This window comes from Methanobrevibacter ruminantium, from assembly GCF_016294135.1.
GTDB lineage: Archaea > Methanobacteriota > Methanobacteria > Methanobacteriales > Methanobacteriaceae > Methanobrevibacter > Methanobrevibacter ruminantium_A.
In genome coordinates this window covers 1-20,432 of the sequence record NZ_JAEDCO010000009.1, presented here as the reverse complement: position 1 = coordinate 20,432, position 20,432 = coordinate 1, and the positions used below count along the sequence as shown (strand labels likewise).

The 20,432-nt window shown below is 33.6% G+C and carries 21 protein-coding genes; 3 read left to right on the top strand and 18 right to left on the bottom strand.

Features of this window, described 5'->3' with window-relative positions; all coding sequences use genetic code 11:
* Positions 1-50: 50 nt before the first annotated feature.
* The 14 genes from VW161_RS03665 to VW161_RS03600 all read right to left on the bottom strand — a co-directional run bounded on the left by VW161_RS03665 (position 51) and on the right by VW161_RS03600 (position 14,119).
* A complete protein-coding gene (locus VW161_RS03665; protein ID WP_304093007.1) occupies positions 51-380 on the bottom strand; it encodes a cupin domain-containing protein in 330 nt (109 codons plus the stop codon).
* Positions 381-406: 26 nt separating this feature from the next.
* Positions 407-1,366, bottom strand: a complete 960-nt coding sequence (gene mtnA, locus VW161_RS03660; RefSeq protein WP_325192719.1) for an S-methyl-5-thioribose-1-phosphate isomerase — start codon at positions 1,364-1,366, stop codon at positions 407-409.
* Between the two features lie 219 nt (positions 1,367-1,585).
* Positions 1,586-2,476, bottom strand: a complete 891-nt coding sequence (locus tag VW161_RS03655; RefSeq protein ID WP_304086168.1) for a radical SAM protein — start codon at positions 2,474-2,476, stop codon at positions 1,586-1,588.
* Between the two features lie 386 nt (positions 2,477-2,862).
* Positions 2,863-3,429, bottom strand: a complete 567-nt coding sequence (locus VW161_RS03650; RefSeq protein WP_304086170.1) for a methanogenesis marker 17 protein — start codon at positions 3,427-3,429, stop codon at positions 2,863-2,865.
* Positions 3,430-3,478: 49 nt separating this feature from the next.
* Entirely contained in the window at positions 3,479-4,714 is a 1,236-nt protein-coding gene (locus VW161_RS03645) for a methanogenesis marker 15 protein (RefSeq protein WP_304086256.1), read from the bottom strand.
* Between the two features lies 1 nt (position 4,715).
* Positions 4,716-5,222, bottom strand: coding sequence for a methanogenesis marker 5 protein (locus VW161_RS03640; RefSeq protein ID WP_304086172.1), 507 nt, complete (start codon positions 5,220-5,222; stop codon positions 4,716-4,718).
* Between the two features lie 64 nt (positions 5,223-5,286).
* A complete protein-coding gene (locus tag VW161_RS03635; protein ID WP_304086174.1) occupies positions 5,287-5,769 on the bottom strand; it encodes a methanogenesis marker 6 protein in 483 nt (160 codons plus the stop codon).
* 11 nt (positions 5,770-5,780) lie between these two features.
* Positions 5,781-7,334 carry a methyl-coenzyme M reductase-associated protein Mmp3 gene (gene mmp3, locus VW161_RS03630; protein ID WP_304086176.1) on the bottom strand — a complete coding sequence of 518 codons (1,554 nt, stop codon included), beginning with the start codon at positions 7,332-7,334 and terminating at the stop codon, positions 5,781-5,783.
* Between the two features lie 271 nt (positions 7,335-7,605).
* A complete protein-coding gene (locus tag VW161_RS03625; RefSeq protein WP_304086178.1) occupies positions 7,606-8,289 on the bottom strand; it encodes an amino acid ABC transporter ATP-binding protein in 684 nt (227 codons plus the stop codon).
* 15 nt (positions 8,290-8,304) lie between these two features.
* Positions 8,305-8,958 (bottom strand): amino acid ABC transporter permease, encoded by a 654-nt coding sequence (locus VW161_RS03620; RefSeq protein ID WP_304086180.1) that lies wholly within the window; start codon positions 8,956-8,958, stop codon positions 8,305-8,307.
* A 178-nt stretch (positions 8,959-9,136) separates the two neighbouring features.
* Complete coding sequence (locus tag VW161_RS03615) at positions 9,137-9,964, bottom strand: amino acid ABC transporter substrate-binding protein (protein ID WP_304086182.1); 828 nt, start codon at positions 9,962-9,964, stop codon at positions 9,137-9,139.
* 466 nt (positions 9,965-10,430) lie between these two features.
* The gene (locus VW161_RS03610) at positions 10,431-11,426 is read right to left on the bottom strand and encodes a methanogenesis marker 2 protein (protein WP_304086259.1); all 996 of its coding nucleotides are present in this window, start codon (positions 11,424-11,426) and stop codon (positions 10,431-10,433) included.
* A gap of 75 nt (positions 11,427-11,501) precedes the next feature.
* The gene (locus VW161_RS08905; RefSeq protein ID WP_442919852.1) at positions 11,502-13,595 is read right to left on the bottom strand and encodes a DUF2117 domain-containing protein; all 2,094 of its coding nucleotides are present in this window, start codon (positions 13,593-13,595) and stop codon (positions 11,502-11,504) included.
* A gap of 17 nt (positions 13,596-13,612) precedes the next feature.
* Entirely contained in the window at positions 13,613-14,119 is a 507-nt protein-coding gene (locus VW161_RS03600; protein ID WP_304086185.1) for a ribonuclease VapC, read from the bottom strand.
* Positions 14,120-14,332: 213 nt separating this feature from the next.
* Between VW161_RS03600 and VW161_RS03595 the strand changes: the two genes are divergently transcribed.
* Complete coding sequence (locus VW161_RS03595; RefSeq protein WP_325192718.1) at positions 14,333-14,851, top strand: MogA/MoaB family molybdenum cofactor biosynthesis protein; 519 nt, start codon at positions 14,333-14,335, stop codon at positions 14,849-14,851.
* A gap of 168 nt (positions 14,852-15,019) precedes the next feature.
* On the opposite strand, the gene pyrE is transcribed toward VW161_RS03595, so the two are convergent.
* The 4 genes from pyrE to VW161_RS03575 form a co-directional block, all read right to left on the bottom strand.
* Complete coding sequence (gene pyrE, locus VW161_RS03590; protein WP_304093270.1) at positions 15,020-15,544, bottom strand: orotate phosphoribosyltransferase; 525 nt, start codon at positions 15,542-15,544, stop codon at positions 15,020-15,022.
* Between the two features lie 25 nt (positions 15,545-15,569).
* A complete protein-coding gene (locus VW161_RS03585; RefSeq protein ID WP_304102814.1) occupies positions 15,570-15,854 on the bottom strand; it encodes a PRC-barrel domain-containing protein in 285 nt (94 codons plus the stop codon).
* A gap of 239 nt (positions 15,855-16,093) precedes the next feature.
* Positions 16,094-16,207: a symporter small accessory protein gene (locus tag VW161_RS03580; protein WP_325192717.1), complete on the bottom strand. Its 114-nt coding sequence runs from the start codon at positions 16,205-16,207 to the stop codon at positions 16,094-16,096.
* A gap of 8 nt (positions 16,208-16,215) precedes the next feature.
* On the bottom strand, positions 16,216-17,865 hold the full coding sequence (locus VW161_RS03575; RefSeq protein WP_325192716.1) for a sodium:solute symporter family protein: 1,650 nt from the start codon (positions 17,863-17,865) through the stop codon (positions 16,216-16,218).
* Positions 17,866-18,422: 557 nt separating this feature from the next.
* Here VW161_RS03575 and VW161_RS03570 point away from each other — a divergent pair.
* Both VW161_RS03570 and VW161_RS03565 read left to right on the top strand, forming a co-directional pair.
* Positions 18,423-19,724, top strand: coding sequence for a phenylacetate--CoA ligase family protein (locus tag VW161_RS03570; RefSeq protein WP_304086198.1), 1,302 nt, complete (start codon positions 18,423-18,425; stop codon positions 19,722-19,724).
* Positions 19,725-19,773: 49 nt separating this feature from the next.
* Positions 19,774-20,205: an acetolactate synthase gene (locus VW161_RS03565; RefSeq protein ID WP_304086200.1), complete on the top strand. Its 432-nt coding sequence runs from the start codon at positions 19,774-19,776 to the stop codon at positions 20,203-20,205.
* The last annotated feature ends 227 nt before the right edge of the window (positions 20,206-20,432 follow it).

The window sequence follows — 20,432 nt, the reverse complement described above, 5'->3', positions numbered from 1 at the left end:
TTAAAAAAATAATTAAAAAATTATTAAAAAATTATTAAAATAGAAAAATATTATTTTTGAGGAACCACAGTATAAAACACCAAATCCTCATCACCCGCATTTATTATGGAATGAGTGGATCCCTTTGGACAAACATGACAAGTTCCAGCTTTTAAAATCTCTTCTGAATCATCACATATTGCAATCCCTTCACCAGAGACAATGAGATTTATATCATCATTTGTTTCCTGAAGATGAGGCCCAATTGATGATTTAGGTGGAATGACAGTTTGAATAAATCTCCCACAATCATTCACATCCATTTTTGCAATTACCTTCCCTTCCCCACCATTCATATTTGGAATTGTGATTTCTTTAAGTTCATTAAAATCTATTAACATTTTTCCTCACCCTATCGGAAAAAATATTAAAAAAGATCCTTAAAGTCCTTTTCTAAATTGTTTAAATCAATTACTCCTTTTTCTGTAATGATTCCTGTGATTAGGTCTTTAGGAACTATATCAAAAGCAGGATTGATTACTTCAGTTCCTTCAGGACATATTCTGGCACCACCATAGAAGATTACTTCGTTAGGATCACGTTCTTCAATAACTGTATCAAAGATGGAAATCTCCTTATCAAAGGTACTGAATGGAGCTGCAATATAAAATGGAATGTCAAATCTTTTAGCAGCAAGAGCAACCATAAATGAACCAATCTTGTTTGCAATGCCGTCATAAGCCACCCTATCTGCACCGATTACTACCTTATCAATCTTTCCGATTGACATTAGATAACCGCTTGCAACATCTGGAATCAACTTTACAGGAATTCCTTCCTGTTGCATTTCCCAAACGCTTAAACTTGCGCCTTGTCCTCTTGGACGGGTTTCATCACAGATGACTTGAATGTCCTTTCCTTGATTGAATGCAGAACGGAAAACACCTAATGCAGTGCCATAGTCCACACATGCAAGCGCACCAGCATTACAGTGGGTTAAGATCGTATCCCCATCATCAATAAGCTCAGCACCATATTCACCAATGGTTAAGTTAGTGTTTATGTCTTCTCCAGCCATTGCCATTGCTTCATTCAACATATTGTCCGCTTTCATAACTCTGTCAACTGCCCACATAAGATTTACAGCTGTAGGTCTTGCATTTTTCATCTCTACAGCAACCTTTTCCATATCTTCCCCAGCAATTTGGGCAAGTGCCATACCGAAAGCAGCTGAAACACCTATTGCAGGAGCTCCACGAACAACCATTGTCTTGATTGCATCTATAACTTCCTGATAAGTGCTGCAATAAACATAAGTCAATTCATCAGGCAATTTTGTTTGATCTATAAGCTTTAATTTATTGTCTTCCCATTCTAAAGTTCTCATAATAATCACATGAAAATAATTAATAATAAAAATAATCGATTAATGAAATAAAAATTGTTAAAATACAATTAAATATTGGTCTTTTTAAAATAAATAGATTATTATAAAAAATTTCATAGAAAAAATAGTTAAAAAAACTAAAAAAAGCAATGCGTAAAAAAAAAAAATAAGTAAAAAAAGTAAGATAGGAAAAAATCCTATTTAAATAAATTTAATCACTTAGAAGTGAGACTGAGGAGCATTTCCTAAGTGATGGTCTTCGTGTTTCTTACCAGGAATTCCATAAGCGTCTGCTCTACATTGAGTGCATGCTCTGAATACTGGAAGATACTCTTCAACATCACTACGTGCCTTTTCAATCTCTCCACATCCAGGTCTTGGATAATCAGCCATCTTGTTTAATGGAATGAGTGGGAGAACATTCACTAAGTCTGCACCGCATTCTTTTACTGTTTTAGCGATTTCCACAATATGCTCATCATTCAATCCAGGAATAAGAACAATGTTGACTTTTACAACTACACCAAGATCAGTGATTTTCTTGATTCCTTCCAATTGGTTTCTGGAGAGAATTTCAGCTGCTTCAAGTCCTTTGTATGCTTTGCCTTCATAGACAATGAATCCATTGATATCCTTTAGGATTTCAGGATCAACAGCATTCACTGTAACAGTTACAGTATTTACTCCAAGCTCCGCAATTCTTTCAGCATACTTAGGAAGCAAAAGACCATTTGTACTCATACATTTAATTAAATCAGGCTTTGCTTCATTAATTTTTTCAAAGAACTCAAAAGTAGCTTCATTAGCTAATGAATCTCCAGGACCTGCAACACCAACAACAGTGATTGCACTGTCTTCAGTTACATTCAATACATGTTCCACTGCAGCGTCTGCATCCATAATGGAACCTGCAACTCCCGGCCTATCCTCTTCAGTATTAATTGATCTTATACAGAAATTACATCCAATATTACATTTAGGAGCAATAGGTACGTGAACTCTTCCTACCTTATCATGCAATTTTTCATTATAGCATGGATGCACTTTTGTAATGTGTGCAAATTTTGCACCTTTATGACTTCCTCCACAAGTTAAATCTTTTTTAGTCATAGTATTACCTCAACACAATATTTTAATCATTATAATCATTTTAATTAATTTATTCTTTAATTAACTTATCATTAAATTAATAGTCATTAATTAAATTAATTTTTTCTCCAATTTTAATTTATCCCATTACAATTAACAAAATTCATTCGTTAAATTCATTCGTTTAAGGTTAAACTTATAACTATTGTTATTAACAATATATTATTTAAAGCTTCCTATTTGTTTCTAACATATACGAACAAACTATTGAAAATTACGAACCGTTTTAAAAAATCAATGAAAAATTGGACAAAAAATTAAAACAACATTATAAAATGAAAATTTAATGATTTAAAAAAATAAATAGATTAAATCTAAAAAGATTTAATCAATTATGCGAACTAAATTTAATCCCAAGTCTTAGGAGTGTTCAATTCTACAATATATCCTTCAGCCTTTTCAACCCATTCATCTTTTATGAGCTCATCAGTAGCTATGACAGAAACTATATCGTCACGGGAAATATCCTTCATTATCTTGAATCCCTCAGGAACTATTCTGAATATTGCATCATAGATTCTTCTCTTAAGGTTTTCATGAGGATCATCCACTACCAAATCAGACACTTCATGCTCTCCTTTCATGTGAATGACATATCTGCTTGGCTGGTGAACGTTTTCCCTACCATTGGTCTTCCAAAGGGTTCTTAAGATATTTGGAAGATAGTTTTCATCATCTATCAAAACAACAGTGGTGTCATCATCAGCTTCATAATTTACTTTAGCGACCTCCTTCAATGTAATCTGCTTGGAAGTCTTTCTCATCTTTATCGCTATGATGAAGCATACCTCATCTGGATTGACATAAGCTCTCATGTCATCAATGGAAGGTGGCAAGACCAAATCCTGCAATATTTGCCTGATGATCATATCGTAGACTTTTGCTCCTTCAGGGTCATTTGATTCAATATACATATAATCACTTCTTTAAAAGAAATAGAAAAAAGCTTGTTTAAGCTTAAATCTATTCATGTCTATTTCCCATACCAGATACAAGCAATGCTGCACCTACTGCGCCAATATGCTGTGAGTATTCAGGTACGATAACTTCAATTCCACCTAAAGTTTCACTTACCGCCTCAACAAGTCCTGAAATCAAACTGGTTCCTCCTACTTGGATTAAAGGTTCACGAATGTCAATTTCCTGCAATTGCTGTTCATAAACCTGTTCAGATACGGAGTGACATGCAGCAGCTGCTACGTCTGCTTTAGATCCCCCGGCAGCAAGAGTGGTAACCAAGTCTTGAATACCGAATACAATACAATAGGAGTTAAGCATAGCTTTTCTCCAATCACCTTGTACAGCAAGAGGTCCAAGTTCTGTAATATCTACATCTAACCTCCTTGAAGTCATGTCCAAGAATCTTCCGGATGCACCTGCACAGATACCACCCATAGTGAAGTTGTCCGGAATACCATTGTTTACGGTAATTACCTTGTTATCCATACCACCGATATCAAGTACTGTAGCTTCACCTTTTTGGCAATCAGCCAAGTATACTGCACCTTTTGCGTTTACAGACAATTCCTCTTGGATAAGTTCAGCTCCAAATTCCTGACCCATAGTGAATCTACCGTAACCGGTAGTTCCTATACCCTCAACATCTTCCCATTTGTAGCCAGTTCCTTCAAATGCTTCTGCAGCTGCAGTTTGAGCAGACGCAATGATATCTTTTGTGGAAGTCCAACCTGTACCAATAACCTTGTTGTTTTCCATAAGAACTGCTTTTGTAGTTGTTGAACCAGAGTCAAGCCCAAGGGTAAGGCCTTCTTGCTTTTCACGAGCAAGAATGCTTCTACGTGTAACAGTGGTAGCCAATGCTTCCATACGGATAAAGAGCTCATCCGCTTTAGTCCTTTCAGTAAAGGAATAAGTTACTACTGGAATGCGGGTATTGTTTTGAATGAAACGTCTAACTTCATTTCTGACCAATGCACCTTCTGCACATCTGAAACAAGTTGCAATGAATACTGCATCAGGCTTGCATTTACCTTCTACAATGGACATTGCCCTTGCAATCATAAGCTTTAAGCTTGAACTTTGAGCAGAGAAACCGAATTTCTCATAAGCTTCATTAATGTAATCCAAATCAATTTCAGGAAGAATAATTTCTGCTCCAAATTTTAAAGCTGCCTTTTCAATTTCCTTTTGGATACCACTGTATTCAGTACCACAGGAAACCAATGCAATCTGCACCATATTATTTTCCTCCTTTATTTCCAATAGGTTCGCCTAAAACATCACTGTCTCCTTCAAGGTCTCCTCCGCCACCAGGCAAGGAATCAAGGAATTCCATGATTTGATTTACCATAAGCCTTGTTCCATCCTCATCATCAGGGTAAACCACTTCCAAGACAGGTATGTCTTTTTTACGTAAACAGAAAATTGATAATTCATTTGTTCTTGCACATCCTACACAACCAAAACCAAATGGAGCTCCATCAACAATGATTGCTGCTTCTGCTGCATCTATAAGAGGTCCAATAATGGACATTCTTCCACGAACTCCTGAAGGCACTTCAATAGCTGCATACTTCAATCCGTTAATTGGATCTTCTTCTGTAATATTCATTGGAGGAGAATCAATCTCCGGATCCTTAATCTTTTGTCTAATTTGTTTTTGAAGAGCTAAAGGAGTGTGACCTTTTCTCTCAATCAAGTCAGCTAGAACCAATGAATTTGGTGGATAAATAGCTACTTTTACCATAATATCATCCTCTTAATATAATCAAAGAAAACTTTTTGCAAACAATCCCATTTAAAAAGTTTTCTTATTGTTTATCATCCTCTCTTTTATTTTCTTCTTCTTCTAAAATCTCTTTGAAGTAATCAACAGAAACAGGTTCCTTTTTCTCAATTACAACTTCCTTAGGATTCTTTAAAGCTTCTCCCACATAATCAAGAATTCTGAATTCCTTTTCCATTTGGTGGAAACCTTCTCTTGGTCCGTATCTGTGACCTCTACATCTTCTTGGGTCACCAGGAGCAAAACCTCTTTCCTTTGTAAAAATTCCATAAGGGTCTAATTTACGGAGCTCACGAATAGCTTCTCTCACATATTCATCCTTTCCACTAATCATAGCCCCATAACAAGTCCATTTGATTGTAATAGGCAAATTCAACATATGAAGGAAGTTCACTACTTCACTTTCACTTACATTTGCCTTTGAACTTAAAATGATCATCCTTGTTGAAACTTCTGGATCCATATCCTCTTTACCTAAATCTGGAGTTATACATAAATTTGCAGGCATAATCATTCCTCCTATTCCTCATCCTCGTATACTTCATGAATATAAAGAGTGCTTCCATCTTTAAGCTTGTTCAAGCCTTCAATGTTTCCAACAACTTCACCAACAACGTTTGTAGCTGAGAACGGTTCACCAGTAGGTCCGAAATCAGTGGTGTCAATGGTCCTTATACCAACAAGTCCCACATTCTTCTTGGACATGTTGGTTACACCTATCTCTCCAGCTTTCATAATGTCAGTTGGATTGTTTTCAGGAATAAGTCCCTTGGATTCATTATTGTCACCATTGAACATGAACATGTTCATGTCAGGAACAGCAAAGTAAACCTTTAATGTTCCAACAGGCTTTTCTGCAAGACCAGTTATTTTCTCAAGATACCATCTGGTTCTTGGAGCCTTATCGGTTAACTTGACTTTTAAGAGTTCATCACTTGCAATACCCAAGGTAGTCACTTCACCAGCTTCAAGGATGCCAACAGTGCTTTCAGGTTCCTGAGTCACGACAATTGCATTATCATCCTCATTACCTGTTTTGATATGCTTGATACCTAATGACTCAAGTTTTTCTTCTGCCTCTTTTTGAGTCATCATCATAAGCATGATTCTATCAGGACTGCTCCTTACAGTAATGAAATCTCCCTCTTTTGCTATGTCAAACAATTCCATACCTTGCTTGACGGTAGCCAAATTGGTGTGGGTTTCAGCCCTTACTCTGTCTTCTCTATAAATGTAAACCCTACCTTTACCGAATCCATCATTTCTCAAGGTAACTGTTCCCCTTTTACGTTCAGTGATTTCTTCCTTCTCTTTGGTTAAACCTGTGAGCTCATAGAAACCTACAAATGAGTTGGATTCGAAGCTAACTTCAATCTTGTCGTTCCTAATAAGTGAGAACAAGTGTTCAACAGATTTAGGGGAATTGAAGTTAGGTTCAAAAAGAACATAGGTGAACAATTGATTTCCTTCCTCTAAAACCTCGTCCAAATTGGAACCTCCAGTACTCTCTCTAACGGTACTTCGCTCAATTACAGGTTCAATAGCTAGGATTTCATCATCACCAGTAAGCGAGAATAATGTTTTTCTTCCACCTATAACCCTTGCAAAGACTCCACGGTCACTGTATTTTGGAACACCGTAAACGTTCTTGTGGTCATCCTTGACAAAGATTATGTGAGTGGCATCAGCAGAGAATCCAGATAAGCTAATCAATACCTCATTATCGAAATATGCAAATTCATCATGTGAAGGTTCGAAATTAGAGCTTACAGGACCTATAGCCACTTCATTAGATGTTTCCCAACGAACATTATTAGAGATAAACTGAGAATAGTTTTCCTTGAAGAAATCAGTTAAAGGTTGTGATTTTTCAGAAACTTCCAATTCAATGAGAATACTTCCCTTAGGTGTTTTGATCTTATACTTGAGAATGTTGCTTTGTATTTCGCTTTCTCCCTTGATAAGACAAACGATACTTCCTTTCTTGTAAGGAGCATTTGAAATTTCAATTGCATCCTTAATGGTAGAACCTTCAGGAATATCCGCATCTTCTCCATTAATTTTAATTAACATAGGCTTGCCTCTTTATTTATAAAATAATAATTATTATCTAAAGTTAAAATTTGACAATATTATAAAATGAGAGTAAATTCAAAATTAAAAAATACCTCAATTTTATAAATTAAATATATTTATATTATTAATAATATAAAATAGTTTTTAAATTAATTTTAATAATAAAAATAGTACAATGAATATTAAAAATCATATTTAAAAAATGAAATAAAAAAAGAACTAAAAATAATAATAATTTTTTAGAAAAATAGGAAAAAGTAAATTCTATCTATTCATAGAATTTACCTAAGAAATCTTTCATTCTTTGGTTGTCTGATGAGAATACTTCTTCAGGTGCTCCTTGCTCTACAATGACTCCACCATCCATGAAAATGATGGTATCAGACACATTACGAGCAAAGTTCATCTCGTGAGTTACAATTACCATTGTCATATGCTCTGCAGCCAAATCCTTGATTACCTGCAAGATCTCACCTGTAAGCTCTGGGTCAAGTGCAGAAGTAGGCTCATCAAAGAAGAGAATATCCGGATCCATACAAAGTGCTCTTGCAATGGATACCCTTTGCTGCTGTCCACCAGAGAGTTCAGAAGGATAAGCATCTTCCTTATCTTCAAGACCCATCTTTTTTAGCAAGTCTTTTGCATGAGCATAAACCTCATCCTTGTCTCTTTTTTGAACCCTTATAGGAGCATTTGCAATATTCTTCATTACAGAATGATGAGGGAACAAGTTGAAGTTCTGGAACACTAAACCGAATGTTCCATCAAAATTGATTTCCCCACTATCCTCAGTCTCCAAATCAGTAATGCATCTAAGCAATGTGGATTTACCTGATCCAGAAGGACCAATAATGGATAATACTTCTCCCTTTTCAACATTGAAAGAGATATCCTTTAAAACTACATTGTCACCGAAACTTTTCTTTAGATTTTTAACTTCCAATAAACTCATGATATCTCTCCAATTTTATGTATCGTAATAATCCAATCTCTTTTCAAAGCGTTCCATTACAAATGCCACGAATGCATTGAATACATAATAGAAACCACCTGCAATCAGCAATGCTGAAATGGATGCTTCAGCTGCTGCAATCTGTTTTGCAACAGTGAACATTTCTGGAATTGCAAGAACAAATGAAAGAGATGTATCCTTTACCAAAGTAATGACCTCATTTGTAATTGAAGGAAGCACAATCTTGATTACTTGTGGTAAGATAATGATAAAGAATGTCTCTAATCTATTATAACCTAATACTTGTGCAGCTTCATACTGGCCATTTGGAATGGATTCGATTCCACCACGGAAAATCTCTGCAAAGTATGCCGCATAGTTGATGGTGAATGCAATGATAACTGCAATCATCCTGAATTCCCTTGAAAGAGTCATACCGAATATATAGTATGGTCCAAAGAACACCACAATCAATTGCAGCATCAATGGAGTACCTCTCATAATTGAAATATAAGCTTTCATAAACCATTGCAATGGCTTAAAACTGCTCATTCTTCCAGCGGCCACTACAAGACCTAATGGAATGGAAAAGAGTAAAGTAAGCAAGAATATTTCAATGGAAGTACCCATACCCCACATCAATTCTTCAATAATTTTACTTAATAACATTTAGAATTCTCCAAAATGAATATAAATCACTAATAAACTTAAATAAATTATTTAAATGAATTTAAACAGAAATAGGCTTTTTAAATAATTTATTTAAATTTACTAAATTTACTGGATTTATAAAGAATAAAAAAAAGTTTATACATAATAAATTATGCATAAACTAAGAATATATCACTTATTTTTGAATAAGAGAACCTGGAACACCAAATTCATCGTATTTTTGTGCAATTTTTGCAACGGTTCCGTCTTCAAACATTTCGTCTAAAGTAGCTTGGATTTGGTCTTTTAACTCATCATTACCTTTTTTGAAACCTACACCATATTGTTCAGAAGAGATTTCCTCATCTAATATTTTGTATTGGTCACTGCCTTTTTGGCTGATTTGGTATTGAGCTACACCAATATCGATTGCAACTGCGTCACAAGCACCGGATTCTAAGTCCATGAATGCAGTGTTATAGTCAGCAATTTGAGTTAAGGAATCAAAGGTGTCTGCTAAAGGTTTTTGATCTCCTTCAAGAGCTGCTAATGCAGAGGAATCTTTTTGGGTTTCTACGATTTTGCCTTCTAAGTCATCTAAATCGTTGATACCTGAATCAGCTTTTACAACAATAACTTGTTTGTTGTCAATATATGGTTCAGACCAGGTGTAATCGTTTTCTCTACCGTTGATGGTAAATCCGTTCCAAATACAGTCGATAGAACCAGAGTCTAATTCACTGTCTTTAGCATCCCAATCTATTGGTTGTTTTACTAAAGTCCAGTTATTTCTGTCACAGACTTCTTGAGCTAAGTCTAAGTCAAATCCAACATATTCCCCACTGTCATCTTTATATCCATATGGAGGGAATTCTGCGTCGAAACCAACAACTAAAGTGCTGTCATCGTTAACAGTAGCTGCTTCATCTCCACCTAAGAAATCAAAGAAACCTGCGCTGGAAGCACCGATTAATAAGAAGACTAATAATGCAGCTCCTAATATAATTCCTATTTTTTTATTCATATTTACACCAAATATTTTTAATTTATAATATATTATAAATTAGATAAATAAAAAAATCTAATCTACATATTTATTTAAGAAAATCATATTATATAAAATAGTGTCATTTAATCAAAAAAATATTAAAAATAATGTCAAAAATGCAAGTTATGACAAATAAAAGCAAAAAATAATAAATATTGTTTAAGTTTTAATAAATTAGAGAATGAATAATTTTTAATAAAAATTATAAAACAATATGATAAAATTTTTTAATAAAAATAGAAATTATAGTAAAAATTTGTTTCAAATCATTAAAACTAAGAAAAAAATTTAAAAAAATAAAATTTTAAAGGATTTTAAATCTAATAAAAAGAAAATAAAATACGAATAATAAGTTATACGTAAAATAAAGAACAATTAATAAAAATTATGAAAAAGTTAAAAAAGATGAAAATTAAAAAATTTGAAAAATGAAAAAATTAATTTATTCATTCATTTTCAATACAGGATTCTTTTCCTGAGAGAATAAAACTGCTTTTTCATCACCATGTTCCAAATAAAGAACTTTTTCTTCTATTACATCACCAACAACAGCAACTTCAAATGAATATGGGCTTAAGGTGTCAATGATCTTTTGGCAGTTTTCCTCTTTAGCAGTCAAAATGAATGCCGCTCCAGGATAAGCCATTAGCCAATCTTCCCAAGAGACATCAGGATTTCTTGGAATCAAATCAAGGTTGACGCAAGCACCAACACCAGATGCCTCAAGAAGCATCTCTAAAGTGCCTAATGTTCCCGGATTACTGATATCCTTTCCAGCTGTAGGAAGATGTGCTTCAGCAATTTCCTGCATGACCTTTATTTGATCTTGAACCAACTTGTCATCCTTTTCATAGGTGGTGTCCCAATTTAAAGCAAATTGAGGATGCTGTCTGCCATCAGTATCAATAGCTACAATGACCTTATCGCCAACGCTTGCACCTGCAGAGGTGATTAATGAATCTTTCTTTGCAATACCTGCAATAGCCACATCCAATGAATTGAATTCAGAATCTGGGTGAAGGTGCCCTCCAACCATAGGGACATTGAACTTCTTGCATCCATCAACAATACCTTGAAGAAGATCATCATAGATTTCATCATCAAAAATGGACATTGTATTTACCATAGCTATTGGCTTTCCCCCCATAGCTGCAATGTCATTAACGTTTACAAGCACGGAACAATAACCCGCCCAATAAGGATTTACACTCATCAATTGGCCCCAAATCCCATCGGCAGCAAGCAATATAACCTGATTGTTTCCAATGTCAATAGCTGAAGCATCATCTCCAAAGTCAAGAAGGACTTCACCAGAGATATTATAGACTTCACCTAAGGTTTTTGTAACTTTTTCAATGGAATTCTTACGGCTGACTCCTACAAATCCCTGAAGTGATTTAACAAGTTCTTCAAAATCCATCATTACACCTTTAATAATAAAAATAATTTAAAATAATTTAGATATTAAATCAATAATTTGCTCAATAATTGGCTATAAAAATAATTAAATAAATCAATTCTGCCTATCAGAATCGTCGGATTCCTGTGAATCATCAACTGAATCTCCAAATTCCTCTTCAATATATTCAGCCCATCCATCGGATTCATCTGCATATTCACCAATAGACTCTTCTGAAGAAACATCATTTAAGTTTTCATCCAGATAAACCTCTTCAACTGGAACATCTTCATAAATGACCTCTTCGTCATCATGCTCAACAAAAATCTCCTCAACCATAGGCTCATCTGAATCACGCTCAACATAAACCTCTTCAACTAAAGGTTCTCCTTTATCATGTTCAACATAAATCTCTTCAACGAAATGCTCATCGTTACCATGTTCAACATAGATTTCCTCAACTAAAGGCTCGTCGGCAGTTTCTTCTAATGGAACCTCATCATAATAAATGGAATCCTCTTCATCAGGATAAACTTCATCATCAAGATAAATCTCTTCATCGAAATAGACTTCTTCGTATTCACCGGATCCATGTTCAACTAACAGCTCTTCAAGTTGAGCATCGGAAAGTTCCTCAAAATCATCAGCAGCATATTCTTCAAGTGGAAAATCATAATTTTCATCCAAATAAATCTCTTCCCCTTCCTCTAAGGTCTCATATTCAAATCCATCAATGAACTCATCCAGATTTTCAACAAGTTCAGGATTTTCATCAACAACCTCCTGATAAGTGTCAATAACATTATAATCGCAATCCTTTTCGACAAAGCTTGGAACTATGTCCTTTACTTTCTCAACAAGATGATCCTTGAAAACATTGAATATGACAGCTTTAAATTCCTCTACAGAATTGTCTTTCTCATCAAAAGGCATTTCAAATGTGTCCTTTGACATGAAGATTTCCTCATTGATGTATTGGCCGACAATATCATCAAAACCGGAAGCGACTTCAAGGAATATTGATTTTTCATTGACAAAGCCGTTTTCAACAACCTTATCCAAATCTCCATCAATGATTCCAATGATTGGTATATTGAATCTGTACAAAATGTCAGAAGCGACCAATGAAGTGTCGTCACCTATTGTAACAACCAAGTCAAAGTCCTTGAATTTGTAAATGTCATAAGCAGCATGATCCACATAAGCCACTTTAAAGGAATACTCATCCTCAGAAATTTCACCGGAGTAAAGATTTCTCTCAATATCATTTACATAAATATCATTATTAGACAATATCCTTGGATTGATGTCTTCAGATTTTCTAAGCAAACCGGTTTTCACGATTATCCTTTCCAAATCAACAGGACCTAACTTTTCAAGTCCATGATATTTGATGGTTCCGTTGATGATGTCTACAATCATTCCATCACGGGCAATGAGGACAATGGAATCTGCATTGGAATATCCAACAACAATTCCATTAATGAAGATATTTTCATCAGGGCTTACGCCATGAATCTTACGGTAAGTGTAATTGCTGGTTTCATAATCATCATAGGATTGCAATAACTTTTCAATGGATTTTTCATCTTCACTCTCTTGATTATTTGAAAAATAGTCTGAAACAACTTCTTCCGGTGTGACTTCAATTAAATCCAAAGCTGCTTTCAAGCCACCAAATAGTTCTTCAAAGTTAAAGGAAAGAGACTCAAGCATATTTTTATCGCCTAAGCCTAAACGTGCCCTTTTGCTTTTTCTGCTTTTAGCCAATTGCTCATTCAAAATCACATTCCAACTGATGATTGCACCATCTTCCTCTCCCGGCCTTTCTATTTGAATAACAGGAATGCTTGATTCATACAATGGCTTATGGTTGGTAGCTAAAAAATCCTCATTGGAAATCTGTTTGAAATAATGAGTAAATACCTTATAACCAAAAACACGTCCAGTTTCAGGAGACTTTCCATAATTCAATAGGAAAATGACATCAGCACGTTCCCTGTTGAACAGCTCCAATGATTGACTAGGCAATAATTTCAATGATATGTCAATGACATCCTCTAATCCGGCATCGATTACTGCTGTTCTGCCCATTGTTCCACCTAAACGACAACTGACATTACCAAAATTAGACAGAATATCAATAATTTTTTCGGCCCACCCTGAATCAACTATTCCTGGACCATGTACAACTACACCAATTTCCATATTCACACCAAATACGTTTAATAGGTTTTTATTCTTCTTTTAAATACTTTAGACCCGCATATTTCACAATCGTCAAAAGGATAGTCTGCATCAAACTCCTTCTTGCATCCTTCACATGTTTTAACCCAATTGTATATTCCCTTAATCCCTTCAGTTATTATGCTGTCATATGGAATATCAATGATTTTCAAAACATTCTGCATTGAATAATCATCGGTTAAAACCTTAATGTTTTCATTTTCACTCTTTAAGTCTAAAGCTAAAGCCAATAGCTTTTTATCTGCTTCGGATAAACGCAAATCATCTCCAGATTTGGAGATAATTTCATTCAATTCTTCAATAAACTCTTCTTTTGGCTCTTTTATTATTATTTTTCCTTCTTCAATAGCTTGATCTAACAATATCTTGGATTTTAAGTCCTTTACTTCATCGGTTATCAGAGAAACAGTGAAGTTAAATTGGCTTTTTGGTTCAAAGCCATTGATAAATGCAGACGCATCCAAGATATAAAATAAATCATTCATGATAAATATATTTATATTTTAAATAAATAAAGTTAATGATATTAATTTAAGTAATAATCGTATAATTGCATATTTAAATAACATGCAAAATTCAATAAATTATAAAAAATATTTTATATGAAATCAATAAAAATTAATATGAAATATATCAATTTAACATATTAATTTTAAAAAATTAGAAATTTATTAAAAAATAATCATGGAAGTGATCTTATGAAAAGCGAAACTATGGAATTGCATAAAAAGAAAGCACCTATAAAAGTATCCTGTGGTGTAATCACTCTTAGTGACAGGTTTTCCAATGACAAGGAGGGGGAAGAAAAGGACTTGTCTGGAAAATACTTAAAAGAGGAATTGGCTAAAAAATATGATGTTGATGCTTACGCAATCATCCCTGACGAAATTGACACATTAAGACACACTATTGAGGAAATGATTGATAATGGAATAGAAGTCATCATTACAACTGGCGGAACAGGACTCGAATCAAGGGACATCACCATTGAAACAATAGAACCTCTTTTTGAAAAGGAAATCAAGGGATTTGGAGAAATATTCAGAGCTATTTCATATGATGAATTAGGAGCAGGATCCCTATTGTCAAGAGCTACTGCAGGAATCTATAGAAAAACCATGATATTCGCAATGCCTGGCTCTCCAAATGCAGTAAAGACTGGCCTTGGAATCATTATTGATGAATTAGGTCACTTGAAAAAACATGCAACAAAATAATTTTTATAAACAACTAAAGAATAAATAAAAAAATGGTTAAGAGAATGAAATAATTAAATGAACCTATAAAAAAATAAAAAATTAAAAAAATAAAAAGTTAAAAAATAAAAAAATAGAAAAAAAGAGAAATATAAAAGAATTAAAAAACGATTGTTTTTTTAAATTCAATTATTCAAAAAATTCGCTTACGGAAATTAATGGTTCAAGTGTGATTCCTTCATTTGCGAAGGTCTCCATTGCACCTTCTTCCCTGTCCACAACAACAAATGCTTTTTTAACTACTCCTCCATTATCAAGTATTGCATTTATTGCTTTTAATAAAGATCCACCAGTGGTAGTAACATCTTCAACAAGTATTACATTGTCACCTTCAAGCAAATCTCCCTCAATCAATTTGGAAGTTCCGTAACCTTTTTTCTCTTTTCTAATCATTAAGAGAGGTTTTCTTGATTCAAGTGAAACAGCGGTTGCAATAGGAACCGCACCTAATGCAGGACCTGCAATCTTATCAATGTCATCATCAACCTTTTCATTGATCAGTTTAGCTATAGTGGACAATATTTCAGGTTCGGTTATGGCCCTTTTCATATTGACATAATAATTACTTTTTTTACCTGAAGCAAGAATGAAATCTCCTTCTTCAAACACCTTATTTTCCTTTAATATCTCAATCAAATACTCTTTTGTAACCATTGAAATCACAACTTGTAAAAATGAATTATAATTGACTTTTCAAATCCTCGATTTCCTCTTCCATTTGAGCAAGTTCCTCATCGAAAACGTCTTTCAAGATAATCTTGTCCCCAATTTTACTGATCATATCAAAAGGAATTACCAATTCACTTTTGCTGATGTTTAAGGATTCTTGAATTCCTCCTTTAGATACTATGATTGATTCTATGAAATTTTCTTCCAGGTCAACCTCAACATCAACAACCTTTCCCATACTTATTACGTCGTTGCCTAAAACCTCTTTACCGACTAATTCCTTAACTATTCTCATAAAAATCTCTCCGAAAATAAGTTAGATAATAATTGTAATTGAAAATTTTTATATTAATAAACAATTAATAAACAATATTCTTTTTATTTTAATCAATTAATAAATATTTTGAAAAAATAAATGAAAATAAAAATAATTATGAAAAAGTAAAAAAAAGTAAAAAATCGATAGAAATAAAAAAATAAAAAATAAAAAATAAAAAAATAGAAAGAATGAAAAGAAAAAGATAAAGATTTAATTTAATCCTCACTGTTCCATTTTAATGCACCATACACAATACAAATTAATGTAATTAAAATTATTAATACATAAGCTCCCCAAATCCAAGGATCTTCAATTCCTAAAACTACCATAATATCACCTATTCTTTAGAAATCCCCTCAAAGGATTTGTCAAGGACTTTTTCATCAATTGGTTGTGTAAGCAAACTTACTACAATGGTAAATATTGCAGAAACAGGTATAGCAAAAATCATTACGTCAATTGAATACCAAGGCATGGTATTGATTAACATGTCTACACCAAATATGAATTTACAAATACCAAGACCTGTTGCAGTTTTCTTAAATACGAATACAAGCAAGAATAAACTTGTTAATGTACCGGATAAAAGTCCTGCAATTGCACCTTCCTTAGTTGTGCGTTTCCAGAATAAAGCTGCACAATAAACCGGCAAGAATGCTGCTGCACATAATCCCATGAACAATGAAGTACCAAGTGCTACAATACTGCCAGGCAATGCTAAACCAATTACCAATGAAAGAATAACTGCTATTAAAATACCTGCTTGGCTAACTGAAATAAATCCAATTTTACTTTCTTCTACAGCCTTGTTTGCATTGAGTTCCTCTTCACTGTACTCATCAGAACCGCCTCTGTTTCTAATTGCATCTACAATATCATGACCTAATGCAGTTCCTTGAGTGTGGTACTGAGAACTTAAAGTGGACATAGCTGCTGCAAGCAATGACAATAGGAATATGTATACGAACCATTCCGGAAGCGCTGTTGAAATGAATGTTGGAATGATTGAATCCATGTTTCCACCAACATAATCAATTGCAATCTGTCCGAAATTCTGATAGAAGTATACATTGGATAAGGAACCTACAATATAAGCGGTACAAGTCATTACAGCAATGAAGATAGCACCGATTAAAAGAGATCTGTGTAATTCCTTGTTAGATTTTACAGTCATGAATCTTACTGCAAGCTGTGGTTGAGCCAATGCACCGATACCTACACCCATAATGGTTGTGGTTACAAGAGACCACCAGAACGGACTTCCAAGTGTTGGGAAACTTGTCCAACCTGTACCTCCTTCGGCGATAGCATCAGGAGGATAAAGGTGAGCCATATTTGTAAGTGCAGTATTTGCTTCAGTAACACCACCCAATACCCAGTAAATGAATACAAGCAAGATTATCATACCGACAAACATGATTGTTCCTTGCAATGCATCGGTATACATAACACCTTTTAAACCACCGAACAATACATAAGCACAGATGACAACTGCAAGCACCAAAAGCGCTAAATTAAAGTCAAGCATTAAAGAGCTTTCCATAAATCTTGCTGCACCAATAAGAACTACAGCCGCATAAATCGGCATAGCACAGAAGATTAAAATTCCACTAAAGTACTGTATGAATTTACTATTGAATCTGCGGCCTAAAAACTCTGGAAATGTAAGGGATCCAAGATTTTTACCCATTCTACGAGTTCTTTTACCAAAGAATACGAATGCGATGAAAACCCCTACGAAAATATTTAAGAATACAAGCCAAAGTATACCCATACCGTATTTACCTGCAACCCCTCCGAAACCGACTATAGCTGCAGTGGAAATGAAAGTAGCCCCATAACTTAATGCCATGATATATGGGTGAGTTTCCCTACCTGCAATCATAAAGTCTTCTGAGGAATTAGTTCTCTTCCAAGCAAGGTATCCGACATACCCTACCATAATAAAATAGACGATAAAAACTATTCCTAATAAAAAGTAATTCATCCAAAAACCTCTAAATAAAGATCAGTATTAAAAATAATTTTTTTGAATATTTTATCCTAAACGCTTTTCTAAAATTTCAATTATAAAATAACATTCAAAAAATAATTAATAATATTTAATAAAAATGAACCAAATTTATCATTTTAGAAAATAATTCATTTAGAATAGTAAAACTTAATAAATAATACTTTTACACAATAATCTTTAATTTATATTATATATAAATTTTTTTAGAAATTACTAAAAAATATATGGAACCTTATTAAGTCTTAATAAAGTTAATAAATTGATTAAATAGAATATTTTGGAAAACTAAACTGTGCAGAAATGAACAAAAAATATACAATTTATACATTAAAAAGAATTTTTAAACTAGTAAACTTATTAATGATTAAAAATAAATTAAATAATGTTATTAAATTATAAGTTTTAAAACGGTTTTATTTAAAAAATAATTTAATTCATATGACTATTATTTTAAATCAAAATAAATCTTAAATTTATAATGTTAAGTAAATTATTACTCAAAAGACATATTGAATCATTGGAGAAATTATATGATTTGGAATGAAAAAGCAGAATGTATGGAAAGGGAAGAAAAAGAGGAAATGCAACTTGCCCTATTCCAACAACAAGTAAAAAGAGTTTATGAAAATGTCCCATTCTACAAGAAAAAGTTTGATGATGCTGGATTCCATCCAGATGACTTGAAAACTCTTGACGACATTAGCAAAATACCATTTACAACAAAAGCTGATTTAAGGGAAGCTTACCCATTCGGATTATTTGCTGTACCAGATGACGAAATTATAGAAATCCACAGTACCTCAGGAACCACTGGAACCCCTGTTGTATCAGGATATACCCAAAAAGATATAGACATATGGGGAGAATGTACTGCAAGAGCTATTGCTATGGCTGGAGGAGACAAAAACTCTAAAATTCAAAATTCATACGGATACGGATTATTCACTGGAGGATTTGGAATCGACCACGGTGCAAAGGCAATGGGTGCAACAGTTATACCAATGTCTTCAGGAAACACTGCAAGACAATTGAAGATTATGGAAGACTTCCAAAGCGATATCCTAACATGTACTCCTTCCTATGCAATGTATTTAGCAGAATCCCTTGAAAAAGAAGGATTCAATGCGGAAAGCATCAGTTTGCATGCAGGAATTTTCGGAGCTGAGATGTGGACTGAAGAAATGAGACATAGCTTAGAGGAAAAGCTTGGAATTACTGCGCATAACATTTATGGATTAACTGAATTGATGGGTCCGGGAGTATCTACAGAATGTGAATACCAAACAGGATTACACATACAAGAAGATCATTTCTATCCAGAAATCATCGACTCCGAAACTGGAGAACCCCTTGAAGATGGGCAAAAAGGGGAATTGGTCTTAACCAACCTTACAAGAGAAGGAATGCCTGTTATCAGATTCAGAACAAAAGACATTACTGCACTTAGAAGAGATAAATGCCCTTGTGGAAGAACCACTGTTAGAATGGACAGAATCACTGGTAGAAGCGACGACATGTTAAAAATCAAGGGAGTAATGGTTTACCCATCTCAAATCGAAGCTGCTATCTTGCAAATTGAAGGATTAACTGCAAACTATCAAATTCATGTTTCCAGACCAAAAACACTTGATGAAATTGAAGTGAAAGTGGAAACTTCTTCAGAATTGTTCTCTGATGAAATGAAGAAGATTGAAGAATTTGAAAGAAGAATTGCTAAGAAAATCCAAAGTGCAATTGGAATTAGTGTAGATGTAACTTTAGTAGAACCTGAATCCTTACCAAGAAGTGAAGGAAAAGCTATTAGAGTGATTGATGAGAGGAACTTTGATTAGTTGAACTTTAATAAATATATTTTATATCAATTATTAAGAAAGTGATAATATGAGTGTAAAACAACTTTCCGTATTTCTTGAAAATAAAGAAGGAAAATTAAAAAAAGCGGTTAATGCAATGTCACAGGCAGGAGTGAACATTAGAGCTCTTTCCATTGCAGACAGTTCCAAATATGGAATTTTAAGATTAATCGTTTCAGACAATGAAGTGGCAATCAAAGCTTTAAAAGAAGAAAAATTCACAGTCAAAGAAACTGATGTACTTGTTGTAGGGGTTAAAGACGAACCTAACGGCCTTAACACCATGCTTGAAATCCTTGAAAAGGAAAGCATAAATGTTGAATACCTATATGCATTCGTAAGCTCTAAAACAGATGAAGCTATTGTTGTCGTTAAAATCGAAAACTATGAAGACGGTGTAAAAGCATTGAAAGATGCAGATGCCAACCTCTTATCCAAAGAAGATTTAGCCGAATTGTAAATCTTCTTATTTTCTCTTTTTTTAAAACTTTACTTTTTTAATTTTGCTATTTTCAGCTTTTTTTATTATTTGTTTTTTATTTGCATATCTTTATCCTTTAATTGTTTTTTCTTGATTAATTTAAAAAAATTAATAATATGAAAATAAGATAAAAATAGCCTAATAAAATAAAAATAAGAAAAAAACAAACAAAGAAAATAAAAATAAGAAAAAATATAACTAAAAAG